Annotated in this window: 26 protein-coding genes; 13 read left to right on the top strand and 13 right to left on the bottom strand. The window is 71.5% G+C overall.

What is annotated here, in order from left to right:
- Window positions 1-32 precede the first annotated feature (32 nt).
- Window positions 33-1,508 carry a glycosyltransferase 87 family protein gene (locus ACH4U8_RS34140; protein WP_395782331.1) on the top strand — a complete coding sequence of 492 codons (1,476 nt, stop codon included), beginning with the start codon at window positions 33-35 and terminating at the stop codon, window positions 1,506-1,508.
- Here the strand turns inward: ACH4U8_RS34140 and ACH4U8_RS34135 are convergent.
- The 4 genes from ACH4U8_RS34135 to ACH4U8_RS34120 all read right to left on the bottom strand — a co-directional run bounded on the left by ACH4U8_RS34135 (window position 1,441) and on the right by ACH4U8_RS34120 (window position 6,297).
- Window positions 1,441-3,570 carry a hypothetical protein gene (locus ACH4U8_RS34135; RefSeq protein ID WP_395782330.1) on the bottom strand — a complete coding sequence of 710 codons (2,130 nt, stop codon included), beginning with the start codon at window positions 3,568-3,570 and terminating at the stop codon, window positions 1,441-1,443. The two genes, ACH4U8_RS34140 and ACH4U8_RS34135, sit on opposite strands and share 68 nt — an antisense overlap.
- A gap of 81 nt (window positions 3,571-3,651) precedes the next feature.
- Window positions 3,652-4,845 (bottom strand): nickel pincer cofactor biosynthesis protein LarC, encoded by a 1,194-nt coding sequence (gene larC / locus ACH4U8_RS34130; RefSeq protein ID WP_360311187.1) that lies wholly within the window; start codon window positions 4,843-4,845, stop codon window positions 3,652-3,654.
- A 124-nt stretch (window positions 4,846-4,969) separates the two neighbouring features.
- Window positions 4,970-5,755 (bottom strand): nickel pincer cofactor biosynthesis protein LarB, encoded by a 786-nt coding sequence (gene larB, locus ACH4U8_RS34125; RefSeq protein WP_395782329.1) that lies wholly within the window; start codon window positions 5,753-5,755, stop codon window positions 4,970-4,972.
- A gap of 101 nt (window positions 5,756-5,856) precedes the next feature.
- On the bottom strand, window positions 5,857-6,297 hold the full coding sequence (locus ACH4U8_RS34120; RefSeq protein ID WP_360311191.1) for an ATP-binding protein: 441 nt from the start codon (window positions 6,295-6,297) through the stop codon (window positions 5,857-5,859).
- A gap of 284 nt (window positions 6,298-6,581) precedes the next feature.
- Here ACH4U8_RS34120 and ACH4U8_RS34115 point away from each other — a divergent pair, with 284 nt between their 5' ends.
- The 7 genes from ACH4U8_RS34115 (at window position 6,582) to ACH4U8_RS34085 (ending at window position 14,326) form a co-directional block, all read left to right on the top strand.
- Complete coding sequence (locus ACH4U8_RS34115) at window positions 6,582-7,310, top strand: hypothetical protein (RefSeq protein WP_360311193.1); 729 nt, start codon at window positions 6,582-6,584, stop codon at window positions 7,308-7,310.
- 128 nt (window positions 7,311-7,438) lie between these two features.
- A complete protein-coding gene (locus ACH4U8_RS34110; RefSeq protein WP_360311195.1) occupies window positions 7,439-8,191 on the top strand; it encodes a YcnI family protein in 753 nt (250 codons plus the stop codon).
- A gap of 167 nt (window positions 8,192-8,358) precedes the next feature.
- Window positions 8,359-9,078 carry an SCO family protein gene (locus tag ACH4U8_RS34105; protein WP_360311197.1) on the top strand — a complete coding sequence of 240 codons (720 nt, stop codon included), beginning with the start codon at window positions 8,359-8,361 and terminating at the stop codon, window positions 9,076-9,078.
- A complete protein-coding gene (locus ACH4U8_RS34100; RefSeq protein WP_395782328.1) occupies window positions 9,075-9,668 on the top strand; it encodes a copper chaperone PCu(A)C in 594 nt (197 codons plus the stop codon). The genes ACH4U8_RS34105 and ACH4U8_RS34100 overlap by 4 nt, the downstream gene beginning before the upstream one ends.
- Window positions 9,655-11,481 (top strand): copper resistance protein CopC, encoded by a 1,827-nt coding sequence (locus tag ACH4U8_RS34095; protein WP_395782327.1) that lies wholly within the window; start codon window positions 9,655-9,657, stop codon window positions 11,479-11,481. Before ACH4U8_RS34100 ends, ACH4U8_RS34095 begins: the two co-directional genes overlap by 14 nt.
- Window positions 11,482-12,626: 1,145 nt before the next feature.
- On the top strand, window positions 12,627-13,895 hold the full coding sequence (gene efeB, locus ACH4U8_RS34090) for an iron uptake transporter deferrochelatase/peroxidase subunit (RefSeq protein ID WP_379987940.1): 1,269 nt from the start codon (window positions 12,627-12,629) through the stop codon (window positions 13,893-13,895).
- A 5-nt stretch (window positions 13,896-13,900) separates the two neighbouring features.
- Window positions 13,901-14,326 carry a hypothetical protein gene (locus tag ACH4U8_RS34085; RefSeq protein ID WP_395782326.1) on the top strand — a complete coding sequence of 142 codons (426 nt, stop codon included), beginning with the start codon at window positions 13,901-13,903 and terminating at the stop codon, window positions 14,324-14,326.
- A 60-nt stretch (window positions 14,327-14,386) separates the two neighbouring features.
- Here the strand turns inward: ACH4U8_RS34085 and ACH4U8_RS34080 are convergent, their stop codons facing one another.
- On the bottom strand, window positions 14,387-15,328 hold the full coding sequence (locus ACH4U8_RS34080; RefSeq protein ID WP_395782325.1) for an NADP-dependent oxidoreductase: 942 nt from the start codon (window positions 15,326-15,328) through the stop codon (window positions 14,387-14,389).
- Between the two features lie 67 nt (window positions 15,329-15,395).
- On the opposite strand from ACH4U8_RS34080, the gene ACH4U8_RS34075 reads away from it, so the two are divergent.
- Window positions 15,396-15,803 (top strand): helix-turn-helix domain-containing protein, encoded by a 408-nt coding sequence (locus ACH4U8_RS34075; RefSeq protein WP_360311207.1) that lies wholly within the window; start codon window positions 15,396-15,398, stop codon window positions 15,801-15,803.
- A 19-nt stretch (window positions 15,804-15,822) separates the two neighbouring features.
- Here ACH4U8_RS34075 and ACH4U8_RS34070 read toward each other — a convergent pair whose 3' ends face one another.
- The 5 genes from ACH4U8_RS34070 to ACH4U8_RS34050 all read right to left on the bottom strand — a co-directional run bounded on the left by ACH4U8_RS34070 (window position 15,823) and on the right by ACH4U8_RS34050 (window position 19,153).
- The gene (locus ACH4U8_RS34070) at window positions 15,823-16,422 is read right to left on the bottom strand and encodes a hypothetical protein (protein ID WP_395782324.1); all 600 of its coding nucleotides are present in this window, start codon (window positions 16,420-16,422) and stop codon (window positions 15,823-15,825) included.
- On the bottom strand, window positions 16,423-16,572 hold the full coding sequence (locus tag ACH4U8_RS34065) for a hypothetical protein (RefSeq protein ID WP_395782323.1): 150 nt from the start codon (window positions 16,570-16,572) through the stop codon (window positions 16,423-16,425). It lies immediately after the preceding gene.
- Between the two features lie 125 nt (window positions 16,573-16,697).
- Window positions 16,698-17,186: a MarR family winged helix-turn-helix transcriptional regulator gene (locus tag ACH4U8_RS34060; RefSeq protein ID WP_395782322.1), complete on the bottom strand. Its 489-nt coding sequence runs from the start codon at window positions 17,184-17,186 to the stop codon at window positions 16,698-16,700.
- A gap of 72 nt (window positions 17,187-17,258) precedes the next feature.
- The gene (locus ACH4U8_RS34055; RefSeq protein ID WP_395782321.1) at window positions 17,259-18,089 is read right to left on the bottom strand and encodes an ABC transporter permease; all 831 of its coding nucleotides are present in this window, start codon (window positions 18,087-18,089) and stop codon (window positions 17,259-17,261) included.
- A complete protein-coding gene (locus tag ACH4U8_RS34050; RefSeq protein ID WP_395782320.1) occupies window positions 18,086-19,153 on the bottom strand; it encodes an ATP-binding cassette domain-containing protein in 1,068 nt (355 codons plus the stop codon). The genes ACH4U8_RS34055 and ACH4U8_RS34050 overlap by 4 nt, the downstream gene beginning before the upstream one ends.
- Window positions 19,154-19,303: 150 nt before the next feature.
- On the opposite strand from ACH4U8_RS34050, the gene ACH4U8_RS34045 reads away from it, so the two are divergent.
- Both ACH4U8_RS34045 and ACH4U8_RS34040 read left to right on the top strand, forming a co-directional pair.
- Window positions 19,304-20,059: a TetR/AcrR family transcriptional regulator gene (locus ACH4U8_RS34045; protein WP_360311211.1), complete on the top strand. Its 756-nt coding sequence runs from the start codon at window positions 19,304-19,306 to the stop codon at window positions 20,057-20,059.
- 98 nt (window positions 20,060-20,157) lie between these two features.
- Complete coding sequence (locus tag ACH4U8_RS34040) at window positions 20,158-22,230, top strand: FGLLP motif-containing membrane protein (RefSeq protein ID WP_395782319.1); 2,073 nt, start codon at window positions 20,158-20,160, stop codon at window positions 22,228-22,230.
- On the opposite strand, the gene ACH4U8_RS34035 is transcribed toward ACH4U8_RS34040, so the two are convergent.
- From ACH4U8_RS34035 to ACH4U8_RS34025, 3 genes are read right to left on the bottom strand one after another with little or no spacing between them, the layout of a single operon-like run.
- Window positions 22,205-22,678: a hypothetical protein gene (locus ACH4U8_RS34035; protein WP_395782318.1), complete on the bottom strand. Its 474-nt coding sequence runs from the start codon at window positions 22,676-22,678 to the stop codon at window positions 22,205-22,207. The two genes, ACH4U8_RS34040 and ACH4U8_RS34035, sit on opposite strands and share 26 nt — an antisense overlap.
- Window positions 22,679-22,683: 5 nt before the next feature.
- Window positions 22,684-24,315, bottom strand: coding sequence for an alpha/beta hydrolase (locus ACH4U8_RS34030; RefSeq protein WP_395782317.1), 1,632 nt, complete (start codon window positions 24,313-24,315; stop codon window positions 22,684-22,686).
- Window positions 24,309-24,638, bottom strand: coding sequence for a hypothetical protein (locus ACH4U8_RS34025; RefSeq protein ID WP_395782316.1), 330 nt, complete (start codon window positions 24,636-24,638; stop codon window positions 24,309-24,311). Before ACH4U8_RS34025 ends, ACH4U8_RS34030 begins: the two co-directional genes overlap by 7 nt.
- A 322-nt stretch (window positions 24,639-24,960) precedes the next feature.
- Between ACH4U8_RS34025 and ACH4U8_RS34020 the strand changes: the two genes are divergently transcribed.
- Both ACH4U8_RS34020 and ACH4U8_RS34015 read left to right on the top strand, forming a co-directional pair.
- Window positions 24,961-25,140, top strand: coding sequence for a BRO family protein (locus tag ACH4U8_RS34020; RefSeq protein ID WP_395782315.1), 180 nt, complete (start codon window positions 24,961-24,963; stop codon window positions 25,138-25,140).
- Window positions 25,071-25,754 (top strand): BRO family protein, encoded by a 684-nt coding sequence (locus tag ACH4U8_RS34015; protein ID WP_395782314.1) that lies wholly within the window; start codon window positions 25,071-25,073, stop codon window positions 25,752-25,754. Before ACH4U8_RS34020 ends, ACH4U8_RS34015 begins: the two co-directional genes overlap by 70 nt.
- Window positions 25,755-26,050 lie beyond the last annotated feature (296 nt).

The raw sequence follows: 26,050 nt of genomic DNA, 5'->3' as shown, positions 1-26,050 counted from the left end.
CCGCCGCGGCGCGTCGCCCGTCGATGTTTCACGTGGAACACCCGTTTGGGGCGCTCGCCGTCGGCTTGTGCGCGCTGGCGATCGCCCTGATCGTGCTGACCGGCCTGCTCGGGCCCTCGGCCGCGCAGCCGCCGTTGCCGGGTGGGCCGTCCTGGCTGCCGCCGTACCGGTTCACGGCCCGGCCCGCCGCCGGGGTGGTGACCGGTCTGTTGCTCGCGGCGGCCCTGTCCGGGGCGATCGGCCTCGCGCTGGCGCTGCGCGCGCTGGGCCGGGGCTGGGCGCCGGACCCGGGTCGGCTGACCCTGGGCGGCGCGGTGGCCGCGCTCGCGGTGGTGTGCGTGCCGCCGATGGGCTCGGCCGACCACCTCGTCTACGCCGCGTACGGTCGCCTCGCGGCCACCGGTGGTGATCCCTATCGGGACACCGCGGCGACGCTGGTGCGCGACGGCGACCCGGTCGGTGTCGCGGTCGAGGCGCCGTGGACCGACGTGCCGTCCGTGTACGGGCCGGTGGCCACCGCGGAGCAGTGGTTCGCGGCCCGGATCGGCGGCACCTCGGTGCATACGATCGTGCTGGTGTTGACCCTGCTCGGAGCGGTCGCGTTCGTGCTGACCGGGCTGCTGTTGCAGCGCGCGGCCGGCCCGGATCGGGTCGCCCGGGCCCGGGTGGCGATCCTGTGGTCGCTCAATCCGCTGCTGCTGTTCGTGGCGGTGGGCGCCGGCCATCTGGACGCGTTCGCGCTGGTGTTCGCGGTGGGCGCGCTGCTCGCGGTGCGCCGCTCCCCCGTGCTCGCGGGTGTCCTGGTCGGCCTGGCCTGCGCGGCGAAGGTCTCGCTCGGGCTGTATGTACTGGCCCTGGCCTGGGGCCTGCGCGGGCGGCCGAGGGCGCTCGCCGCGATGATCGGGTCGGCGCTCGTGGTCGGCGTCGCGACCTATCTGCCGGTCGGCCTCGGCGCGTTCGATCAGATGCGCGAGAACACCAAGCTGGTCTCGCTCGCGGTGCCGCTGCGGCTGGTGCTGAAACCGCTGGAGTCGGCCGTCGGCCACGACACCGCGCGTTCGCTGATCGGCCTGCTCGGCTGGCTGCTCGGCGCGCTGGTGGTGTGGCTGCTGGCCCGAACCGCCGCCCGGGCGCGGCCGGCGGCGATGGCGCACGTGTTGCGGGACAGCGCCGCGGCCGCCGCGCTGTTGTCCCTGGCCTGGTTGCTGACCACGCCGTACAGCCTGCCCTGGTACGACGTCGCGGCCTGGGCGCCGCTCGTGTTGCTCGCGCCCTCCGCGCTCGACGGGCTGCTGTTGGCCCGCAGCACGCTGCTGGTGTGTGCGTACGTCCCCGGCCGGGTGGTCCCGCTGCCGGACGCGGTGGACACCCTGCAGCGCACCCTGCGCGGCACCGTCGGCCCGTGGGCGGGCGCGGCGATCCTGGTCGCGGTGGTGCTGGTCAGTCGGCGCGCGGGCGTCCCTCCGATGCCGCGATCACCGCGATGGCCAGCGGCGCGGCGATCGTGAGCGCGACCGCCGGGATCTGGATGCCGGAGTCGTTCACCGCGTAGCCGACCACCGAGGTCAGCCAGCACGCGATCAGTGTCGAGCGCAGCCACGGCACCGCCTCGAAGGACCGGGCCAGGGCCGGCGCGCGCCACTTGGCCGGATCGCGCACGGCGAGGATGAGCAGCACGAACACGACCGGGATGATCAGCGTGAACGGCGTGGTGAACGAGTGCAGGTTGCCCATGATCTTGCGGTGCAGGGTGTCGCCGGCATCGCCGTCCGCGATCTCCTGGACGAACCGCCCCAGGTGCGAGCGGCTCGCCGCCGGGCGAAGCCAGTCCAGCACGGCGATGGTGCCGATCACCACGACCGCGCCCAGGCCGACCAGGGCGACCTTGGCCCACGAGATCCGGGTGCCGGTCAGCAGCAGGCCGAGCACCGCCAGGCCCGGGATCAAGGCGAGCACCCCACCGAAGTCGCTGCCGAACGCGGGCCAGCCGTCGGCCACCACCGCGACCGCGCCCACCACCGAGAGCACCACGATCGCCGCCCGTCGGCGGCCTGCGGCGAGCAGCCGGCCCATCGGCCAACCGACCGCGAGCAGCACGGCCATCGCGAAGATCGTCCAGGCGACGTTGCCGAAGCCGTAGAACCGGCCCGCGACCAGCGGGGACAGGCCGAACAGGGTGTTCAGTTGCAGTGGTGAGCCGAGCATCACGTCGCCGGCCAGGATCACCGCGGTGGCCGCGGCGACCACGCCGGCCGGGCCGTACGGCTGGTTGCGCCAGGGGCCGAGCAGGGCGAACGCGGCAAGCACGGCGGCGAAGGCGACGGTGAGCCCGAGCAGCGTCCAGGCCGGGTCGCCGGCCTGCTCCCAGGGCACCAGTCCGACCAGGAAGGATCCGCCGGGGACCGCGCCGAAGAACACCCCGATCCCGGTCGCGGCACGTATCACCGTGTGCCGGGCCCGGGTTCGTCCGCTGCGGCCGAACCGCACGGCGAGCCACAACGCGACCGCCGCGCAGGCGATCGGCAGCAGGGTGAGCCAGGTGAAGAAGTACCAGACCTCGCGCACCGTACGAGATGCCTGGGCTCCCGCGTCGAACAGGCGCAGCTCCTCGATCGCGGCGCCGCCGGAGGGACCGGCCACCCGCGTGTACACCGCGCCCACCAGCTCGCTCGGCGCGTCGATGCCCAGCGGCGCGAGCAGGCTCGGAGCCAGGTCGGTGAGCTGGACCAGGCCGTCGTTGCGGGTCGAGGTCGCGGTCAGGTAGCCGGAGTCGAAGGTGGTGCCCGACCCCGTGCCGGGGCCGCCGACCAGGAGCGCGCGCAGGTGCGGGGTGCCGGTGTCGTCGGCGAGGCCGGCCACCACGAGTTGGCTGCGCGGCGGCAGCGCGGCGGCGATCCGGGCCACCTGGGCGTCCACCACCCGCAGCCGGTCGGCCCGGTCGACGCCGGGTCCGGTCAGGCCGCCGAGGTCGACCAGGGTCAGTGCGGAGCGCTCGATCAGCGCGGCGTCCACGGCGGCCGGGTCCGGCAGGTAGGCGCCGCGCACCCGGCCGGTCGGGTCGGCGCTCGCGTAGGCCGCGCCGGGGCCGACCGAGGTGACCGCGCCGCCGTGCTCGGCGACCGAGGCGGCCAGTCGGCCGTACTTGGGGTTGTAGCCGAACTTCTCGTTGCGCTTGACGATCGCGCGCATGTTCGGCACCGTCGCCGTGCCGTCCGGGGCCAGGGTCGGCGGCGGCGGCTCGGCGCACGGTTCGGCGCTCTTGGCGCTGGTGCGGGTATCCGTCGAGCGGGCCCCCGCGCCCGTGGTCAGCCACCCGTCGACGGGACACGCCCGCGGATGCACGGTGCGTACCGACATCGCGGCCGAGGTCGCGTGCCCGGCCAGGTCGGCCAGCGCCGGTGTACCGCGATCGTCGATGTCGGCCCAGGTCAGGCCCGGGATGCCGAGCAGGACGACGTGGTCGGCGGCGGCGGTGCGGGCGGGCGCGGCGCCGGCCGACCCGGGCAGCGCCGACAGCGCGACCACCGCCGTGAGCAGCGCGAGCAGCAACCGGAGGGGACGAGCGATCACGGGTGCCTGCTCCTCGACGTACGCGGCCTACACGGGGACGGATGATCGCCCCAGGCTATGCGCCGCGCCCCGCTGCCATGTTCACGGCAGCAGTCCGGCCGCGTACGCCGCCGCGGTCGCCGCGCCCATCACCACCTTCACCGGTCGGCCCAGCGACGCGGCCGCGGCGGCCACGTCCTCGTACTCCGGCTGGGCGTTGACCACCCTGCCGTCGAACATCGCGGTCTTGATCCGCACCGGCAGGCCCTCCACCTGCACCGTGCCGAACTCGCGGGCCAGCGCCCGCTTGGCCACCGGCAGGACCCGCGCCCCTATCGTCGAGGTCTCCACGAACACCGTGTGCAGCGCGGCGTCCACCCGATCCGCCGGGACCAGCACGCACAACGTGTGGGCGGGGCGGCCCTTCTTCATCAGGATCGGCACCAACCACGCGTCGCCCGCGCCGATCGCGAGCAGCTTGCCCAGCACCGCCGGCCACAGGCGCGGGTCGAGGTCGTCCACGTTGGTCTCGATCAGCACGTCCTCGCCGGTCGGTCGCAACCGGTCCGCCTCGTGCCGCTCGCCGAGCACGACCCGCAGGATGTTGGGCACCTCCTCGATCCGCCGGCTGCCCGCGCCGCTGCCGTCCGCGGTGATCCGCAGGGCCGGCATCGGCCCCCAGGTCCGGCACACCGAGGTGAGCAGGGCGGCGCCGGTGGGCGTGCACATCTCGTACGGGGCCGGGCCCGCGTAGACCGGGGCGGCGGCCACCCGCATCAATTCGAGCACGGCCGGCACCGGCACCGGCAACACGCCGTGGGCGGCCCGCACGCTGCCGCTGCCCAGCGCGACCGGCGACCCGACCGCCTCGTCGATGCCCAGCGCGTGCAACGCGGTGCAGGTGCCGACCACGTCGGCGATCGCGTCCAGCGCGCCGACCTCGTGGAAGTGCACCTCCTCGGGCAGACATCCGTGCGCGCGGGCCTCGGCGTGCGCGAGGCGGCCGAACACGTCGTGCGCCCGGGCGTGCACGGGCTCGACCAGATCGGCCCGGTCCAGCAGGTCGCGGACGTCGTTCCAGGTGCGATGCACGTGGCTGGGCACGGTCTTGACCCGGACGTGCGTCGCGACCAACCCGTGTCTGTCGGTGCGTTCGGCGGTGATCAGAATCGGTTCGACGCCCACCGCGTCGACGGCTTGCTGGACGGCCTCCAGCGGGGCACCGGCGTCGATCAGGGCACCGAGCAGCATGTCGCCGCTCGCACCGGCCTGGCACTGGAACCATGCGATGGCCACGCGGCTACCTCCCGTCGCGGCCACTGTCGCAGCCGACGGGGGGTCCTGCCGGGAAACCGATGAAGCGACCGAAACCGACCGCTTTCTTGCGTTTCACGGTTGCCCGGCTTCGGCGCCCGCCTGCCTACGACGTGCCGCGGGTCCGGTCCCCCCGGGCGGAGCGCGCCACCCGGGCCGCGAACACGCCGGCCCCGAAGCCGTTGTCGATGTTGCACACCGCGACCCCGGGCGCACACGAGTTGAGCATCGCCAGCAGCGCCGCGAGGCCGCCGAAGGACGCGCCGTAGCCCACGCTCGTGGGCACCGCGAGCACCGGCACCGACACCAGGCCCGCCACCACGCTGGGCAGTGCGCCCTCCATGCCGGCGACCACGATCAGACAGTCCGCCGCGTCGAGTTCGGCGAGCACCGCGAGCAGCCGATGGATGCCGGCCACGCCCACGTCCTCGATCCGCTCCACCTCGGCACCGAACAGCCGCGCGGTGAACGCGGCCTCGCCCGCCACCATCGCGTCCGAGGTACCCGCGGAGACCACCCGGACCAGGCCGCGGGTCGGCGGGGGCGGGCCCACCGCGACGCAGGTGCCGCCGTCGTCGGTGTAGGTCTCGCCGGGAAACGCCGCCCGCACCGCGTCGACCACGTCCGCCGAGGCGCGGGTGGCGAACGCGGGTCGCCGACTCGTCTCGCGCAGTCGGCGAAAGAGCGCGACGGTCTGTTCGGGGGTCTTGCCGGCCGCGAAGACCACCTCGGGGTCACCGGTGCGCAGTTCCCGATGGGTGTCCACCCGGGCGAATCCCAGGTCCGCGAAACCCTGTGCGGGCCCGCGCACGAGATCGTCGAGGGCCTCGTCCACGCCCGCCTCGCCGGCGGCCACGCGGTCGAGCAATTCCCGTAACTCGGCCCGGTCCACTTCCCCGATCGTAACCTTCCACCGGAACTTCCCCGTCCGGCACGGCCGTTGGTGGTCCGTGCCGGTTCGTCCGCAGCTCGCCGGGAGCCGCCGCACAGGTGCTACGACACCGGCACCAGCGCGTCCTTGCGCCAGCGCAGCGTCTTCTCGAAGCGCAACACCGCACCCCGCCTGGGATGGTTGCTGAGCTGCACGTGGTCGGTCATCGCCCGGATCAGCATCAGCCCGCGACCGTTCTCCGCTCCCGGGCCGACCGTCAGCGCCGAGCCGCGCAGCCGCTCGGGCGGAAAGCCCGGGCCGCCGTCGATGATCTCCACCCGACAACAGTCGCCGGTGATACCGGCACGAATCTGATATTCCGAATACGGTCCGCCTCGGGCATGTTCCACCACATTCGCGCACGCTTCGGACAACGCGAGGCCGATCTCCATCGCGATCTCTCGGTCCACCCCCGCGGTCTCCATCGCGCCGACCAAAAGCCTGCGCGCCATCGGCACGCTCGCCGCATCCCGTGGCAGGTGGACAGTCCACCTCATGTCCATGAGCGGCCTTTCGACTTCTCTGGGAGTCCGGCTGAATCCGGCGGATCACACACCTGGTTTTATTGCCGCCGCTCGGTCCCGGTATGCGCACATCACTTGATCGGTCGTCAATAGTCCGTGAAGACGATTCGTTCGGGCGTATCCGGGTCACGCCGGCGCCCGTCCGGGGTGGCATCGGGGCCGCAGCGGGCGCCGGACGGACATTGTCGGCCCGGCGCACGCGATGCCGTCGTGCGATGAGACGATGGGGCGTCATGCAGGCCGTGTCCGTACCTTTCCGCGCTGTGCGCGCCGCCGTGTTCGCGGCGGTCTGCGCCGCGCTCGCGGCATGCGGTCACGCATGGATGTCGACCGCGCCGCTGCCGCTGTGGGCGCCCGTCGCCGGCTTCGGTGTGGTGTTCGTCTCGGCCTTCGCCGGCGCCGGTCGGCAACGCTCGCTCGGCTCGATCACCGCACTGCTCGCGGTGGGCCAACTCGCACTGCACTCCCTGTTCGCCGCGGCCGCGAGCGCCGCCGTGCCCACCGGCGCGGCCGGGACCGGCGGCTCGGGAACGAGCTTCCTGCTGGACCGACTGTTGTGCGGCCCGCGCGACTCGGCCGGGCACATCCTGATGCCCTCGGGCTGGACGTCCGAACAGATCATCACCGCGGCGCGGGTGGATCCCGCCATGTTCCCGACCCCGGCGTCGGGCGGGCACCACCACATGTCCGGGTCGGGCCCGATGTTGCTCGACGGCGGCGCCGCGATGCTGGGCGCCCACCTGGTGGCGGCCCTGCTCACCGGTTGGTGGCTGCGCCGCGGCGAAGCCGCGCTGTTCGCGCTGCTCGAACTGGCCGCGGCACCGCTGCGGGTGGTGCTCGCGGTCCTGTACGGCCCGGTGGTCCCGGTCGCACAGACGCCGGGCCGGGTCCGGCGGACCGGCGCGGAGCCGCATCCGATCATCCATCGAACGCTGCTTCGGCATGCGGTGACCCGGCGCGGCCCGCCGGCGGAGTACGCGCTCGCCTGCTGATCCCGGGTGACCCCGCTCGAACGGGTGCCGGATCGGCGGTGGCGCGCGTCCGCCTTCCTGCCGTCCCCTCCCGGACCGAGGTCGACCACGTGTGTCCTCGGCCGGATCACCCATGGAGCAGACACCCCATGACCATGACCACCACGCGCCGCAGGTTGTCCGTGATCGCCGCCTCGGTCGGCGCCGGCATCCTCGTCTTCGCGGGCTCGGCCTCCGCGCACGTGAGCGTGCAGCCGGGCACCGCCGACCAGGGCTCCTACGCCAAGGTCGCCTTCCGGGTCCCCAACGAGCGCGACGACGCGGGGACCACCAAGCTCGAGATCACCCTGCCCGCCGACAAGCCGCTCACGTCGGTGCAGACCCGGGCGATGCCGGGCTGGAAGGCCGAGGTCGAGAAGACCAAGCTCGCCACGCCGATCGACAACCACGGCAAGCCGCTCACCGAGGTGGTCAGCAAGATCACCTGGACCGCGGAGGCCGGCACCCGGGTGAACCCGGGCACCTTCGAGGACTTCGAGGTGTCCATGGGCAAGCTGCCCACCGACACCGACAAGCTCGTCTTCAAGGCCGTGCAGACCTACGACAGCGGCGAGGTCGTGCGCTGGATCGACCTGGCCGGCGCGGACGGCAAGGAGCCGCAGTACCCGGCCCCGACCCTCAAGCTCACCGCCAAGGCGGGCGCCGCCGGCACGCCGTCCGCCGCCGTCTCGGCCAAGCCCTCGACCGACGCCAAGGCGTCCGTCGCCGCGGTCGCCGAGGACAAGAGCGACGACTCGACCGCCCGCACGCTCGGCGTGGTCGGCATCGTGGTCGGCGTGCTCGGCCTGGGCGCCGGTGTGTTCGCCGTCCTGCGCGCGTCGCGTCGGAGCACCTCCGCCTGATCCTCGTGGTCCCGCTTCGGGCCGAGGTCCTGCCACGGTTCCGGGCGCGAACTTCCCGGCCCGGGTACGGGCACCGATGCCATCGGTGCCCGTACCCGGGCCACCGGGTCCACGCCGACGCCGAACGCGTCGGATGCGGGCCCTCGGCAGCAACGACCTGGAGAACGATGAGCAACGCAACGCAATCCCGCGGCCGGACCCGCCGCACCGGCCTTCGCCTCGCCGCGCTGGTCGCGGCCGGGCTGCTCCTGGCCACGGGGTGTGGCGACTCCGACAAGTCCGCCGACGGCTCGCCGGTGAAGGTGCGCGAGGCGAACTCCAAGTACAAGGGCATCGCGGTCGACCCGCCGTGGAGCAAGCCGGAGCTGACCCTGACCGACACCTCCGGGCAGCCGTACGACTTCCGGGCCAAGACGGCCGGGCGCACCACGCTGTTGTACTTCGGCTACACCCACTGCCCGGACGCGTGCCCCACGGTGATGGGCGACATCGTCCGAGCGCTCGGCAAGCTGCCCGCGCCGGACCGGGCCACCGTGGACGTGGTCTTCGTGACCACCGACCCGGAACGCGACACCCAGGCGGCGCTGCGCGAGTGGCTCGACTCGCTGGACAAGTCCTTCGTCGGCCTGACCGGCCCGTTCGACAAGATCCAGGCCGCCGCCCGCCAGGTCGGCGTCTCCATCGACCCGCCGACCGTCGGCCCCGACGGCAAGGTCGTGAGCACCCACGGCACCCAGGTGATCGCCTTCGCGCCCAACAACGAGGGGCCGGTCATGTACAGCGCGAGCAGCGGACTGCTGCCGGACGGCACCGCGAACGGGAACTCGTCCGACGACTTCGCCCATGACCTGCCGCTGCTGATCCACCCCGAGGACGCCAAGAAGTGAAGCTCTTCCCGCTCCCCCGCAAGGCCGTACCACTCGCCGTCGGCGGCGTACTCGCGCTCGGGATCGGCGGTGTGCTGGTGGCCTGCGCCGATTCCGGATCCGGCGACTCCACCGACCGCAAAGCCGCCGCCCCCGCGAACGCGGGCGCCGCCAAGGGCATCCCGCAACTGCGCATCGTCGACCCGTACATCCCGCAGCCCTCGTCGGCGGACGTCGCGGCGGGCTACCTGATCGTGCAGAACGACGGCGACACCGCCGACCGGCTGCTCTCGGTGACCAGCCCGCTGTCCGGCGAGGTGATGCTGCACCAGACCAGCGGCAACTCGATGCAGCACATCCCGGGTCTGGACGTCCCCGCACACGGCAAGGGCGTGCTGGCGCGCGGCGGCAACCACATCATGTTCATGAATCCGAACAAGGCCGTGAAGAAGGGCGACACCGTGCCGCTCACGCTGACCTTCCAAACCACCGGGCCGGTCACCGTACAGGTGCCCGTACTCGGGGTGACCGAACGCCCCGGGGACGCGCCGGCCCCGGGCGCCTCGTCGGCCGCCCCCGCCGCGGATCCCGCGGGCCATGCGGGTCACTGACCCGGCCGGCCGCCCGGCCGCCGTCCCCGCAGCGCCCCCGTCCCGGGCCCGAACCGGCGGCGGGGCCGGCCGCCGTGCGCTCGCGTGGCTGCTCGCGCTGCCCCTGTTGCTGGCCGCGCTCGTGCTCGGCGGAGCCGGGGCGGCATCGGCGCACGCCGTGCTGGAGTCGTCCAATCCGGCGTCCGGTTCGACGTTGTCGACCGCGCCCGCGACGGTCACGCTGAGATTCAGCGAGGGCGTGGAGATCGGCCTCGGCGGGGTCAAGGTGTTCGACCCGACCGGCACCCGGGTCGACAACAACCAGACCAAGCACGGGCCGGACGGCGACACCAGCGTGGTCACCCCGCTGCGCGGCGGCCTGCCCACCGGTACCTACACGGTCGCCTGGCGTGCGGTCTCGGCCGACTCGCACCCGATCTCGGGCGCGTTCACCTTCAACATCGGCCAGGCGTCCGGCGGTGTGCAGGTCTCCGACCTGACCGACCAGGGCTCCACCGCGACCGACGTGCTGGAGCGGGCCTCGACCGGGGTCGCCTACCTGTCCTTCGCGGTGCTCGGCGGCGCGGTGCTGTTCCTGCTGCTCGCCCGGCCCGGCGCGATCGGCCGATTCCGGGTCTGGCTGCTGCTCTTCGGTGCGTGGGGCGGGCTGCTGCTGGCCTCGCTCGCGGTGCTGATGTTGCACGGCCCGAACGCCTCCGGCCTGGGGCTGTCCTCGGCCTTCGACGCGGAGGTGCTGCGCGCGACGCTGGACACCAAGCTGGGCAAGGCGATCGCGGTCCGGGTGTTGCTGCTCGGCGCGGCCGGCGCACTGCTCGGCTGGCTGATCGCCTCGCTCGCGCACGCGGCCGACCGTACCCGGCACATCCTGGTCGGCGTCTGGGCCGTGTTGTGCACCGCGATCGCGATCACCTGGCCGATCGCCGACCACGCGTCGGTGGGCCGTCAGGTGGAACTGGCGATGGCGGCGGACACGCTGCACCTGTTGGCGATGTCCACCTGGCTGGGCGGGCTCGCGGTCGTGGTCACGCTGATCGTGCGCCCGGGCGAGCCGGCGCCGGAGGCGGGGCTGGACGTGCCGACGGTGCGGATCTTCTCCCGGACCGCGTTCGCCTCGGTGTGCGCGCTGGTGGCGACGGGGTTGTACGCGAGTTGGCGGCAGGTGGGCTCCTTCGCGGCGCTGTTCGACACCACGTTCGGTCTGCTGCTGGTCTTCAAGGTCGACCTGGTGCTGCTGATGCTGGCCGGTGCGTGGGTCTCCCGGCGCTGGCTGATGCGCCGGTTGGCGGCGGGCGGCAAGGGTGTGGCGGGCGGGACCACGGCCAAGTCCTCGGGGGGCGGCCCGAAGTGGGCCGTGTTGCGCAAGGCGGTCGCGATCGAGGCGGCGCTGGCGATCGCGGTGCTGGGGGTCACCACGGTGCTCACCGACACCGAACCCGGCCGCACCGCGCACGAGCGCAAACAGTCCGAGGCGGCTGGCCCGGTCAGTCGCACCGTCCCCTTCGACGCCGGCGGCGCGGCGGGCAAGGGCAAGCTCGACATCACCGTCGACCCGGCCCGGGTGGGTCCCAACGAGCTGCACATCTACCTCTCCGATCCGCTCGGGCGGATCCGTGAGGTGGAGGAACTGACCGTGTCGATGGCGCTGCCGGGCAAGGGCATCGACGGCGCGGACGTGCAGGTGCGCCGGGGCGGGCCCGGACATTGGCTCGGCGATCTGTCGATGCCGATGGCGGGACGCTGGGAGTTGTCCTTCGCGATCCGTACCTCCGATGTCGATCGCATCACCGTGACGGTGCCCGTGGAGGTCGAGTGAGGCAGCTACGCCGCCTCGTGCTGCTGTTGGTCGGGGTCTTGGCCGGCACCTGGCTTGCCCCGGCGGGCAGCGCGTTCGCGCAGGAGTTGTCCGGCCAGGGGCCGAGCAATTTCCACACCGTGATGACCTCGCCGAGCAGGCTCGATCCGGGCCTGACGGTGCGGGTGATCGAGAACGGCGCGCGGATGGAGGTACGCAACACCGGTCCGCAGGACGTGATCGTGCTCGGGTACATGAGCGAGCCGTTCCTGCGGATCGGCCCGAGCGGGGTGTTCGAGAACCGCCAATCGCCCGCCGTGCAACTCAGCAGCGAACGCTGGGGCTCGGTCGACGAGAAGTCGAACCTGCAACCGACCGGCGCCCCGCAGTGGCACCGGATCTCCGCCGAGCCGGTGGCCCGCTGGTACGACCAGCGGGTGCACTGGATCGTGCAACAGCGGCTGCCGCCACGGGTGATGGCCGATCCGGATCGCGCCCAGCGGATCTCCACCTGGACCGTGCCGATGCGGATCGGCGACCGGGAGGTGGCCGCCACCGGCGAACTGCGCTGGGTGCCCGGGCCCAGCCCCTGGCCGGGCATCGTCGGGTCGATCGGGCTCGCGCTGGTGGTGCTCGCGGCGGTGTGGCTGCGGCCGGTCCGTCGGCGGGCCCTGCGCGGCTACGGCGTACTCGCGGGGGTGGTCGCGGCGGCGAGCGTGCTGCACCTGGCGCTGGTCGCGGCGGCCCGGGCGGGCGGCTTCGGCGCCTGGGTGGGCACGTTCCTGGCCGGCAACCTGCTGCAACTGTTGTCCTGCGCGGTGGCGTTCGCGGGTGCGGCGCTGCTGGTCCGGGGGCGGGTCGGCGGTGCGTGGTTGGCCGCGCCGGCGCTCGGCGTGTTGGCGCTGCGGGTGGCCGGCTACGACCTGCCGGTGTTGTGGCGCTCGTCGTCGCCGTTCGTGGGCGGGCTCGTGCTGGACCGGGCACTGACCGTGCTGGTGCTCGGCGCCGGCCTGGGCGCGGCACTCGCGCTGGTCGTGGTGGTGCGTCGGGGGCCCTCCCCGGCCCTGCCGGGCGGCGTGGCCGTGGTGGACGTGGTGGATGTGATGGACGGTGAGCGGGATGCCGAGTGCGTCCGCGAGCCGCAGGAACCTGCGAAGGACGACGTGATGAGCAGCCCGGAATCCTCCGATCGAGCGAGCAGCGGTTCCGCCGTCTCGCGCCGCCGCTTCGTCGGTGTCGCGGGCGCGGCCGGCGCGGGCGGCCTGGTGGTCGGTGCGGCCGGCGGTGCGGTCGCCCTCGCCGGCGAGTCCGACGGCGAGGCCGGCCCCGCGCTGGCCCGCGTCGGCACGGCCGTCGTGCCGTTTCACGGGAAACATCAGGCCGGCATCACCACCCCGGCCCAGGCCAAGGGTGTCTTCCTGGGCTGGGACCTGGAACCGGGTGCGGACCGGGCGGCGGTCGCCGCGCTGATGCGGCGCTGGTCGGACGCGGCCGCGGAGCTGACCTCGGGCCGGCCGGCGGCGGGCGACGGCCAGGTCGCGGCGGACGCCGGGGCCTGCTCGTTGACGGTGACCTTCGGCTTCGGCACGACCCTGTTCGACAAGGTGGGGCTGGCCGCCCGACGGCCCGCCGCGCTCAAGCCGCTGCCGCCGTTCCCGGACGACGCGTTGGACCCGGCTCGCGGCGACGGCGACCTGTTCGTCCAGGTGTGCGCGGACGACGGTCTGGTCGCCTTCGGCGCGGTCCGCGTGTTGCAGAAACTGGCCAAGGGGGTGGCTCGGGTCCGCTGGCAGATGAACGGCTTCTCCCGCTCGCCCGGAGCCACGGACAAGCCGAGGACGCACCGGAACCTGATGGGCCAGATCGACGGCACCAACAATCCGAAGCCGGCCGATCCCAAGTTCGACGAGAAGATCTTCGTCGCCGCCGGGGCCGGTCCCGAACAGGGCTGGGCCACGGACGGCACGTATGTGGTCTTCCGCCGGATCCGGATGTTGCTCGACACCTGGGACGACCTGGACAAGGGCCATCAGGAGCGGGTGATCGGCCGGGCCAAGGACACCGGCGCGCCGCTGACCGGTGGCGGCGAACACAGCGCCGCCGACTTCGGCAAGCGCGGCCCGAACGGCGAACTGGTGATCACCGCGAACGCGCACATGCGGGTGGCGGCACCGGAGTTCAACCGAGGGGCGACGATGTTGCGCCGCGGCTACTCCTATCACGACGGGTTCGGCACGGACGGCGCTCCGGACGCCGGGCTGCTGTTCGTCGCGTGGCAGCACGATCCGGACGACGGCTTCGTGCCGATCCAGCGCAAGTTGGCTCGCGGCGACGCGCTGTCCCCGTTCCTGCGGCACGAGGCGAGCGCGCTGTTCGTGGTCCCGCCGGGGTGCGCCCCGGGCGGGTATGTCGGTCAATCCCTGCTGGAGGGCTGAGGGCGATGCGACGTCGATGGTCGGCGGGGGCGCTCGCCCTGCCGCTGCTGCTCACCGGCTGCGGGAGTTGGGGCGCGGAGGGCGGTCCCGGTTCGTACATGAGCGAGGCCGAGGCGACCGCGGCGGCGTCCGAGGGGGTCGCGGCGCTGGGCGCCGACGGGGTGCAGCGGATCGAGTTGCGGGTGGACGACAAGCTGCGCTTCTCGCCGTCGGTGATCCGCGCCCGGACCGGGCCGTTGGTGATCACGCTGGCGGACACCGGGATCACCCCGCACCAGATGATCCTGCCCGGCGGTGCGCCGGTCGCACCGTCCGAGGGCGGCAAGTCCCAGGACATCAAGCTGAGTTTCGGCCGGCCGGGCTCGTACACGTTCAACTGCATGTACCACGTGGGCACCGGCATGGCGGGCACGATCGAGATCACCGAGTAGCGGCTGCTCGGCTTCGATCGGCCCGCCTCGCGGCGGTGCGGCGGCAGCGACGGATGCCGCTCAGGGGATCAGCACGATCTTGCCGGTGGTGCGGTTCGCCTCGGCCAGTTCGTGTGCCTTGACCACCTCGGCCAACGGGAACGTCTCGGAGACGATCGGGCGCAGGTCGCCGGCGTCCACCGCCGCCGCGATCAGGGCCAGGCGTTCGGGGTTGGGGTCCAGGTCGAAGGTGAGCCCTCGGCGGCCCGCCGCCTCGGCCTTGGCCGCCGTGACGTCGGCGGCGGGCGGGTTGGTGATGTTGAGCAGCAGGCCGCCGGGGCGGAGCGTGGGCAGCGAGCGGTCCTCGTAGTCGCCGCCGATCAGGTCGAGCACCACGTCGACGTCGCGGACCGTCGTGCCGAAGTCGGTGGTCGTGTAGTCCACCACCTCGTCCACCCCCAGCTCGCGCAGCAGTTCGTGCTTGGCCGCGCTCGCCGTGCCGATCACGTACGCGCCCCGGGACTTGGCGATCTGTACCGCCAGGTGTCCGACCCCGCCCGCCGCCGCGTGGATCAGCACCCGTTGGCCGGGCCCCACCTCGGCGCCCTCGACCAGGGCCTGCCACGCGATGGACGCGGACAGCGGCAACGCGGCGGCGTGCACGTGGTCGAGCGAGGTCGGCTTGGGCGCGAAGGACGCCTCCGAGGCCACCACGAATTCCGCGTAGCCACCGGCCGGGTGCGGGAAGTCCGGGAGGCCGTACACCTCGTCGCCCACCGCGAGGCGTCGCACCCCGTCGCCCACACCGGCGACGACGCCGGAGACGTCCCAGCCGAGCGTGAACGGCGGCACCAGCCACATCCCGCCGGCCCGGATCTTCACGTCGATCGGGTTGACCCCCGCGGCTCGCACTTCGACCAGTACCTCACCCGGTCCGGGCGTGGGTATCGCGGTCTCGATCAGCCGGAGAACCTCCGGGCCGCCGAGCTTGTCCTGATGCACGGTGATCATCTTCGTCGTCATGTGGGCAAGCATCGGCGTGCGGGTACGCAGTTGTGAAGAAGGCACTTTCCTGGTACCTGGGTACCTCATGCATACCCCTCCTGACCTGCGCCCTTTCGGCGGTGCCGATGTCTATCTCAGCGACTGCGCGTCGCGCGCAGTGCTGCACCTGATCGCGAACAAGTGGGTGGCGCTCGTCGTCGGGGCGCTGCATCCGGGGACCCTGCGCTACGCCGAACTGCGCCGCCGATTGGGCGGGATCACCAAGAAGATGCTCACCCAGACGCTGCGCGACCTGGAGCGCAACGGCCTGGTCCGGCGCACGGTCCATCCGACCGTCCCGCCGCAGGTCGAATACTCGCTGACCGCACTCGGCGAGAGCGTCAGCGGCCTGATGCAGGAGATCCGGACCTGGTCGGAAAGCCACATCGAGGAGATCGCCGCGGCGCAACTGGCCTACGAGGAAGCGGCGTCGAGCCGCCCCGCAGCGGTCTGACCGTCGCTGCCGCCGCCGATCAGCGCCGATCCCGCGCTTCGCGCAGCGCCGCTCGAAGCTTGGCGACGCCGGCGTGGGCGTTGATCCGGGCCGAGAAGCCGAGCGTGACGATGCCGATGACGACCGCCGACGGCAACATCGCAACGCCCGTGCGGGCCGCGCCGTAGCCGAGCACGTGCTGGAGGTACAGCGCGATCATCAACTGGAAGGCGAACAACGCGCCGACCATCAACATCTGGATCGCGTTGGCTCCCGACACCCGAGCCGACCGGAACACCCGCAGCGGCAACAACGGCGTGCGCGCCTTGGCCTGACGCAGCACGAACCCGAGGACCAGCAGCAGCGAGACCGCCCCCATGCCGAGCGTGCGCACCGAGGCCCAGCCGTGCGCGTCGGCCGCCACGATCGTGTAGACGAGCAACATCGAACCGGACGTGATCAGCAGCGCGCCCCACAGGTCCGCGCCCGCGGCCCGCCCGAGCCCACGATCGGCGACCGGCAGACGGAAGGCGAGCACGGTGGCCGCGACGCCGATCGGCACGTTGACGAAGAAGATCCAGTGCCAGGTGAGGGCCTGGGTGAGCAGGCCGCCGAAGGCGATCCCGTACGCGTTGACCACTCAGGCCAGGCCCGACTGGGAGAAGCCCAGATCGCGCTGGATGGCGGGCAGCGCCACGGTGACGATCGTGCCGTCGAGGACCACCGTCGACACGCCGGCGCACAACACCGCGAGCGCCGACCAGCGGGCCCTGTCCGTCGCTTCGGCCATGCGTGACATATCCGCTCATCTCCTCTGGACGACCTCGACCTACAGGAGAGACGTCAGCAGATAGTTTTATTATAGACGATCTCTTACAGACTCTTCTCTTATCGACTCTTCTCTTACGGATGGATCTATCGCTTCGGCGTCCTGGCCCGTCGTACCGTCGCCTCGGACTCGACCGGCTTCGCGAGCACTCCACCGACCAGGCGGGTCAGCGCCGACACGAACACCGCACGCTCGTCCTCGGGCAGCGCCTCCAGCACCTCGCGATGCACGCCGTCGACGATCCCGCGCCCGGCCCGGACCAGGTCGCGCCCGGCGTCGGTCACCACGATGATCCGCGCCCGCCGGTCGGTCGGCGCGGGCCGCCGTTCGGCCAGGCCGGCCCGCTCCAGCTCGTCCATGGCGACCACCATCGTGGTCTTGTCCAGATCGGCCAGCTCGGCCACCTGGGCCTGGGTCAGATGGCGATCGATCGCGTGCGCGAGCACGCAGTAGCTGCGCGGCGTGACGTCGATCGCCGCGAGGGCGGCTGCCATCCGGGTGTTCATCACGTGCCCGGCGTGCACGAACATGCCGGTCATGTCCAGGACGGTCGGGGCCGGGCTCTCGGTAGTCATACCGGCAGCGTAACAAGATAGGTAAGCCGATAGATTGTCCCGTAGCAGATCTGTGTGTGCCCGAGAGCGGACCTACGTACGCCCGAGCGCCTGGAAGCGCCGCACCGCGAGCGGCAGGAAGATCGCGGTGATCAGCAGCGGCCAGAGCATCGCCATCGACAACGCGTGCTGCTCGATCCAGCCGCCGCCGTGTGGTGCCGGGTTCCCGAACAGGTCGCGGATCGCGTTCGCGGTGGAGGAGACCGGGTTCCACATCGCCACCGTGCCCAGCCACTGCGGCATCATCGACGGCGGCGTGAAGACGCTGGAGACGATGCCGAACGGGAAGGCCACCGCGAACAGGCTGCCCGCCGCCTCCGCGTTGGGCACCAGCAGACCCAGGTAGACCCCGACCCAGGTCAACGCGAAGCGCAACAGCAGCAACAGCCCGAAGGCGGCCAGGGTTTCGGGCAGGGTGCCGTCCGGGCGCCAGCCGACGACGAGCGCGATCGCCGCGAGCACGGCGAGGTCCAGGCTCGCGCCGAGCACATCGGCCACCCCACGACCGGTGACCACCGCCGAGGGTGCCATCGGCATCGAGCGATAGCGGTCCATCACCCCGAGTTGGCGGGTGAACGCGACGATGCTCGCGGTGTTCATGAACCCCTGCGCCATGGTCATCGCGAACATCCCGGGCAGTGCGTAGTCCTGGTAGTCGACCGCCCCGCCCACATCCATCGCACTGCCGAAGACGTACACGAACAGCAGCACGGACACGATCGGGAAGCCCAACTGCCAGGCCAGCGCGCTGGGTTGTCGGGCGATGTGCACCAGCTCGTTGCGCACGACGGTCAGACAGTCCGTGATCGCCCAGTACAACCGGCGCTCGGGCGCCTGAATCGGTCCTGCGATGGTCGCGCTCACGGACGGATCGCCTCCTCGACGGGTGCGGCCTGCGGCCGGTCCGGTGTGGACCCGGTGGACGGCGGGTCCGGCTCGTGGGCGCGCCGGCCGGTCAGCCGGAGGAAGACCTCGTCCAGGGTCGGCCGGCGCACACCGATGTCCTCGATCGCGATCCCCGCGTCCTGGCAGGTCCGCGCCACGTGGGTGAGCGCCGCGACCCGATCGCCGACCGGCGCGGTCACCCGTCGTTCCTCGCGGTCGGTCACCGGCTCGCCGCCGCCGTCGGCCACCCGGGCCACCACCTCGACCAGGCGCGGCAGATCGGCCGTGTCGCGTACGACGATCTCGATGCGATCGCCGCCCAGGTCGCGCTTGAGCCGGTCCGGCGTGTCGTCGGCGATCTTGCGGCCGCGATCGAGCACCGCGATCCGGTCCGCCAACTTGTCGGCCTCGTCCAGGTATTGCGTGGTCAACAACACGGCGGTGCCGCCCGCGAGCAACGAACGCACGGCCCCCCAGACCTCGTTGCGCCCACGCGGGTCGAGGCCGGTGGTCGGCTCGTCCAGAAAGAGCACGTCCGGCGCGAGAATCATGCTCACCGCCAGGTCGAGCCGCCGACGCATGCCGCCGCTGTACTGCTTGACCCCCCGGTCGGCGGCCTCGACCAGGCCGAAGCTCTCCAGCAGTTCGTCCGCCCGGCGGGCCGCCCGGCGACGATCCAGATGGAACAGCCGTCCGAACAGGGTCAGATTGCGCCGACCCGTCACCGCCTCGTCGACCGCCGGGTGCTGGCCGACCAGCCCGATGTGCCGACGCACCCGGCGGGGATCCCCGGTCACGTCGTGGCCGGCGACCATGGCCCGGCCGCCGTCCGGGCGCAGCAGCGTGGACAGGATCCGGACCGCCGTGGTCTTGCCGGCCCCGTTCGGGCCGAGCAGTCCCTGCACGGTGCCGCGCGGCACGGTCAGGTCGAAATCGTCGAGTGCGTGCGTGTCGCCGTAGCGCTTGGTCAGGCCCTGCGCGAGGACCGCGGGGCCCGTTGTCCTGATCGGCCGTTCCGGCTGTGTGCCGAGCGACGTTCCCATCGGTCTCCTTCCCGACCTCCAGCAAACCGAGTACACCGTACCCGATGGCGCGTACGGCGTACTCAGTTTTCGCGGACGGGTTCTGCCGGGACGTCGAGGGGGCGGCGCACCGACCTCGGCGGCCGGTCCGGCTCCTACGATGGGGACACCATGACGAGCACCGACCACACCGGCAGCGGCGACCTCGCCCGCAGCCTCGAACTGCTGTGGGGCGTGGACCGCAAACCCGCCCGCGGCCCCAAGCCGGCGCTGACCCTGGACCGGATCGTCACGGCCGCGATCGCGGTGGCCGACGCCGAGGGGCTGGACGCGGTCTCGATGCGGCGGGTGGCCGCCGAGATCGGGTCCGGCACGATGTCGCTCTACCGGTACGTCCCGGGCAAGGCCGAGTTGATCGACCTGATGGTCGACAAGGTCAACGCACCCGGCGACTGCGCCGAATTCCCCCCGGGATCGGGCTGGCGCAACGCACTGGAACAGGTCGCGCGCGGCATCTGGCAGATGTACAACCGGCACCCGTGGTTGCTCGGCGTCGATCAGGCCAGGCCGGTCCTGGGCCCCAACTCGCTGCTGGCCCTGGAACTCACGCTGGCCGCGATCGGGGACGCGGCGTTGTCGGACCGGGAGAAGATGACGATCCTGTCGATCATCGACGGCGGCTACGTCAGCGGTATGGCACGCACCCACTTCAACACCGTGCACGCGGAACAGCGCACCGGCGTCAGCGACGAACAGTTCTGGGCCGCGCAGGCCCCGCTGCTGAACGCGGCGATGACGAGCGGGCGCTATCCGAGACTGGCCGCGCTCGCCGAGGACAGCTTCACCCAGGACGGCGAGGCGGTCTTCGAGTTCGGCCTGCGACTCCTGCTCGACGGCTTGGAGACGTTCATCGACCGCCGATCCTGACGTCCGGTATCCGTCCGATGTCGGATTCGACGGACCGGTCCCCCGAAGCGGAACCGGCCGGCATCATCGTCGGTGCTCGGCTACGGGGAACGGGGATCATGAACTCCAGAATGCTGCGGAAACGGGTCGCGCTCGGGACGGGGATCGGGGCGGTGGTACTGGCGCTGGCGCCGATCGCCCTGGCCGCCCCGGCGACCGGGGCCGCCGGGGCGTCGGTGACCGTGACACCCGGCACGGCGAAGCCCGGGGACGTGGTGGCGATCCGCGGCTCCGGACTGACCGGCTGCGCGCTGAACAAGGTGGACGTATATCTGCTGTCGGCCAACGGTGGCAGTTCCGGGCAGTACCAGGACCTGCTCGCGGCCGACCTGCCCGTGGACACCGCCCACGGCGGCTCGATCGCGTTCCGACACGAGGTTCCGGCACCGGTCTACAGCTCGAACGCTGCGGGCAGCATCCCCGGGCCGGTGAACCGGATCGCCGTGCGCTGCATCGGCGAGGAGGAGAAGGTCCTCGCGCAGGCGCCGATCGAAATCGACACGTTTCGGCCCGAGGAGACCCGCAAGGCACCGGCCGACCTGTCCGCGAAGCGGCTGATCCTGGAGCCGGCCACCGGGGCGCCGGGCACCGAGGTCACCCTGTGGACGGACCTGCACTGCGGCGTCGACAACGCGAGCGACGACGCGCGGGTGACCTGGGGTGGGCGGGACCTGACCAAGCTCAGCGTGCAGTCCACCGGGAATCGGGGCGAGGCGTACCGCTTCAACGTGCCGGACGGGCCGAATCGCGGCCCGCAGCCGGTCACCGTGAGCTGCTTCGCGCAGGGGCCGAGCATGCCCGACAACGGGGTCACCCTGCGTACCGACTTCCGGGTCGCCCAGCCGGAGTTGGCCCTGACGCCCACGCAGCCCACCGCCGGGCAACCACTGCGGATCGCGGGCAGCGGATTCGTCGCGTGCGGCCGACCGGTCGACGGGACCGGCACGCTGACGGTGCGTCATGGCACCACCGAGCTGGGTACGGTGCCGGTCGCCGCCGACGGGCGGTTCGCGGGCGAACTCCGGGTGCCGCGAGAACTGCCGGGCGGAGAGGGGACGTTGACGGTCGCCTGCACGGCGGGTGCGGGGTACGACGGCGACTTCTCGGTACGGGTCGCGGTCCTCGGCGCGGCCGCGAGCGCGACTGCGGCAGACCGGTCCGAGGCGGCGATGAACCTGCCGAGCCCGAGCATGTTGTTCGACGAGCCCCGGCCGGTGCTGCTGGCCGGCGCGACGGCGGTGGTGGCCCTGCCCGTGCTGGGCTTCTCGGCCGAACTGTTCAACAAGACCTGGGAACGCAACCACCTGCGGATCCGACGCCGGCTGCGCCCGGGCGCGGCGCGGCCTCGATCGCAGCCGCGAGTACCCGAGTTGCAGGTGCTCGCCTTCATCCTGCTCTCGGCCGCGTTCTGCGTCGCGGTCGAACCTGGCACGGGCTGGAACGCGGGCACCGCCGCACTCGCGCTGGCCCTGGTGGCGGCGGTACCCCTGGGCGTACTGGCGTACGAGGGCTCGGCGGAGGCGTACCGACGCCGCGTCTCGCGCATCCGGGCGCTGCCTCGGCTGTTGCCGGGGGCGCTGGGCGTCGCCCTGGTCCTGGCCGCGGCCTCGCGCCTGCTGCATCTGACGCCCGGCTACGTATACGGCCTGTTCCTGGCCTTCACCTCGGCGGGCCTGCGGCGGATGTCACCGGCCGACGAGGGCCGGGCGGTCGCGCTGGGCTCGTGGTCCCTGGCGGGCCTCGCGGTGGTCGCGTGGGTGTGGCGCATCCCGGTCACCCACGTCCTGAACGAATCGGACGGCGCACCCTTCGGCTGGGTCTTCGCCGAGGACCTGCTCACCCAGTGCTTCGTGGCCGCGGTGGTCGGCCTGGTCTTCGGCCTGCTCCCGATGCGATTCATGGACGGCCACGCCCTGTGGCAATGGAACCGCTGGGCCTGGGCCGCCATCTACGCCCTGGCCATGTTCCTGTTCGTCCTCGCCCTCCTCGACCCCACGGGCGCCGCCGACGGCATCACCAAGGACATGTGGCTCCGCTCAACCATCCTCTTCACCACCGCCGCACTCACCTCCGTGACCTTCTGGGCAATATTCCGCCTCCGGCCACCTAGGGACGATCCGATGCGACCGTGACGCACGGAGAAGCGACCTGCACTGCAACACGCTTCTGATCCTCAATACCTTTTACCCAGATCACATAACCGTCTCGGGGGTTCGTTGCGCTGAGCACCGGACTGGGGACGGTCGGCGGGGTTTCATATCGGCCGATATCCCAGCCGCCTGCTTTCAGATAGTCATGCAGGCGTGTCACTGCAGGGCCGATTTCAGTCGATTGCAAGTCGTCAACCTGCCAAAAGTGATCCACCCCGTAGATTTTGCCCTCACTCGCCGAACAATCGCGCGGAATCCGGCCTTCATTCATCCCAGTCATCGCCTTGACTTCGAGAGCATCGAACACACGACTTGAATACTGGGTCACCTGATTGTCTACATCAGCACGAGTCGGCGCTCTATATTCGCGGATCGTCACTTCATTACCACATCCCGACAGAATTGCAAGAGCGACCAGAGCTCCACTCATGAACTTCAAGGTCGACTTCCCCAAAGCAGCTTTGTCTCGCCATATCGTCCAGCAACCACAGCAGCCTGGTTATCGAGACTTTCAGGATGCTCACCCTCCCAATACTCGCTGTGTCCATGGGCGCCTTCGGTGGTCATGCGATTGGCGCCGAAGGAGAGGTCATCCGGGGTAACGCGACGCCAGCTTCTCTCTGTCTTGACTGCGGGAGAATGAGCCCCTGATCCGAGAGCCGGCACAGAATCACCGTCTGCCGCACCCACCCAGACATGATTGGCTGGAAGGTTCAGATCTTCCGCCTTCGACACATGCATTCCGGGGCTCCCTGCAACGATAATGTCCCGGGCATAGATACCCCCCTCAGATTTGGCAGACTCTCCAATCACAACCGAACCATAGCTATGACCGATGACTGTGATGTGTCGCTGCGAATCAATGCCTTGCGCAATTCCGACTCCCTGCAAGAACGACTTCAGCTTCGGAGCGGCCGACTCGGCATCCGAAGAAGACAGGGCGTGGGCGAGCGTGTCGGGTGCGTCATATCCCAGCCAGGAAATAGCGCTGATTTCCCCTGGAGACGTATATCGCTGGCCCGCAATTACCAAGCGCCGCATTCTCCGGACGTGATCGCCGAGGTTGGCCAACCCTGACCCCGTCCCCGGGACGTATACCGCCGTGTGGGCCGCCGTGTCCGGGTTGCCGATGGCGACGATCGCGCGGCCGTCGCCTTTGGCGCTGAAGCCCATCAAGTACAGGTCGCCGCCGGAGCGAAGTGTCGCCTCCAGGCCCTCGATCGCCGCCAAGCGCTCCTTGAGCGCCGTGACGCGGAATCGCCACTTCGCATCGTCCGTGCGCCCCGCCGCATCCCGCTTCGCCCGCGCGGCGGCCAATTCCGCAACCAGCGCGACCTTCGTCTCGGCCAACGCGACCCGATTGGCCCGGTCGCGAACCTCCGTCGGCAACCCGTCCATCGCCCCCAACACCGCCGGATAGCCGGCCAGATACATCGCCCGCTCGGACGGATTCAGCCCCGCCCACCACTTGGCCGCCGCGACGGGATCACCCTTCGGAATGGTGGCGAGGTCCAGGCCCGCCAACGCCGTCACGCACGCGCCGTCCGCAGCCGTATCCGCCCAGTCGGCCGTCCCGGTCGGATGCAACCGGCCCAGCGCCTGCGCACACTGCGCGTCCACCTCGGTCGCGGCCCGAATCGACGTGGCCAACCGCCGCTCCAACTCGTGTCGTCGCGAGTTCATCGCCCCGTCCGCACGCCGTGTCGGATCGGCCGGCTCCACCCGCCCGTCCTCGAACACGGTGAACCCCGAAGCAGCGGCCTCCGCCAGCCCCGCCCACAACTCCTGCTGCGCGACGCGGAGTCGGTCGGCCGCCGTGTCCAGGACGGTCAGCACACAGCGGGCCTCCTGCGCCGCCACCATGACCTGCTCACCCCGCGCGGCCACCCCCCGCTCCGCCGCATCCGCATCCGCGCCCTCCCAGCGCGAGGCCCGCAACGGCCCACCGACACCCGTCGTCGCCCGCCCGACCAACCCGTCCAACGCGGACGCCAGTTCGGTCCACTCGGCCACCGCCCGATCGAGCCCGCCCAAAGCGGCGTCGCGCAGTTGCGTCAGCGTCACCATCGGCGCCGCGCCTCCGCGAACGCACCCGCCGCCGCCTGATCGGTGCGATCGTGCGCGTCGGCGTTCGCCGTCAGCACCTCACCCAGCCCGCCGTACCCATCCGCGAGCGCCCGCAGGTGATCCGCCCACGCCGCCGTCAACGCGCCGGCCGCCGCCGCAACCGCGAACCCGAAACACCCGACGACCGCCACCCCCGGCTTGCCGGCGGCCTGCCGCAACGCCCCGGCCACCTCACGAGCCGCCGCCGCCCCCTGCCGCAGCGCCCCCGTCTCGACCCGAACCCGCGCCGAGCCGCCCCCACCGACACTGCCCCCACCAGCCAAGACCCCTCCCAGCGACCGTTCGATTACCTACTGCAACCAAACGATACCCATCGAAATCAACCGCCCGACCACCGATTTCCGCGAATCCCCCAAGAGCGAACAGATTCACCAACCAACGCGTAACCGGATCGCAAGCCGACTCGTTCATACGTATGGGCGAACGAAGTGAGCCGTTCGGGGGACGCGGGGGGTGCGGCAACAAAAGCCGACGGCGCACCAAGCACGATCCCGCTCGCCCGAAAACCGCAGGTCAGACGGGTTCCGCGCCAAAAGGACATGGAACTAATCAGAATAATTCACAATAAATGAGCCAGGAGCCGAAGTGAGCCACCCGAACATCGTCGAGATCTTCACCTACGGAACCCACGGAGGGGAAAGCCAAGTGCGCGTCGTCATGATCGACGACGACCCGTGGTTCTGTGCCCGCGACGTGTGCGCAGTGCTGGAGCACACCAACTCACGGATGGCGGTGGCCAAACCGCAGGTCAGAGGTCTTCCGTAAGCAATCCTTACGGAACCTCCGACCCGGGCGGCAACCCGAACATGACCTTCATCAGCGAGGCCGGTCTCTACTCACTGATCCTGCGAAGCAACAAGGCAACGGCCAAGCCCTTCCGACGCTGGGTCACCCACGACGTCCTCCCCACCATCCGTCGCACCGGCCGCTACATCCCCGCCACCAGCGAAAACATGGATGACCTGCTCTCCCGCGCGATCGGCTCGATCACCGATCTCGCCGCCCGTACCGGGGACCTGACCAAAGCTGTGGAGATCAACACGATGGCCGTGTCCCGCCTCACCGCCGGGTTCGAGTCGGCGACCCAGTTGTCCACAGCTACTGCTCACACGACCCCTCCCACCTCGGAAACCCACAACCCGGCCCAAGTTCTCCACAGCGATTTCCACAGGGTTATCCACAGGCGCGTCCCCCTCTCCACACCCGGTGATCGACGTCGCCTCACCCCCGAGGTCGTCGCCGAGTGTCGGCGCCTGGCGCGGGACGGGGTGTCGGTCTATCGGCTCGCCCGCCGGCACGGCGTGAGCGACTCGACCATGCGCTCGGCGGTGCGCGGCCAGACCTACCGCTATGTGCCCGAGCCGCCCGTGGGCCCCTGACCCGACCCCGTCCGCGCCGGCCCCCGCCCCGCGCGACCGCCTCGATGGTCCAGACCACCGCCACCACCCGCGCCGAAGCAGCCCCCGCGCCCCGATCACCTCCACCGCCCATGCCGGCGGTGCCATCGCCCAGCCGAGCGGCCGGCCCACGCAAGCCCCCGGCAGGGTCACCGACCCACCGTCCCGCCCCGGCCCGAAGCCCGGACCGGCACCCCCGACCCAGCCTCCCGGCGACTCCCCTCTCGCCGCGTCGCAACCGGTGAAACCCCAGGTCAGAGCCGATTCACGCACACCGT

It is taken from the genome of Embleya sp. NPDC020886, from assembly GCF_044333915.1.
GTDB lineage: Bacteria > Actinomycetota > Actinomycetes > Streptomycetales > Streptomycetaceae > Embleya.
Note: the sequence above shows the minus strand (reverse complement) of the source record. Positions and strands in the feature narration are given on the sequence as shown.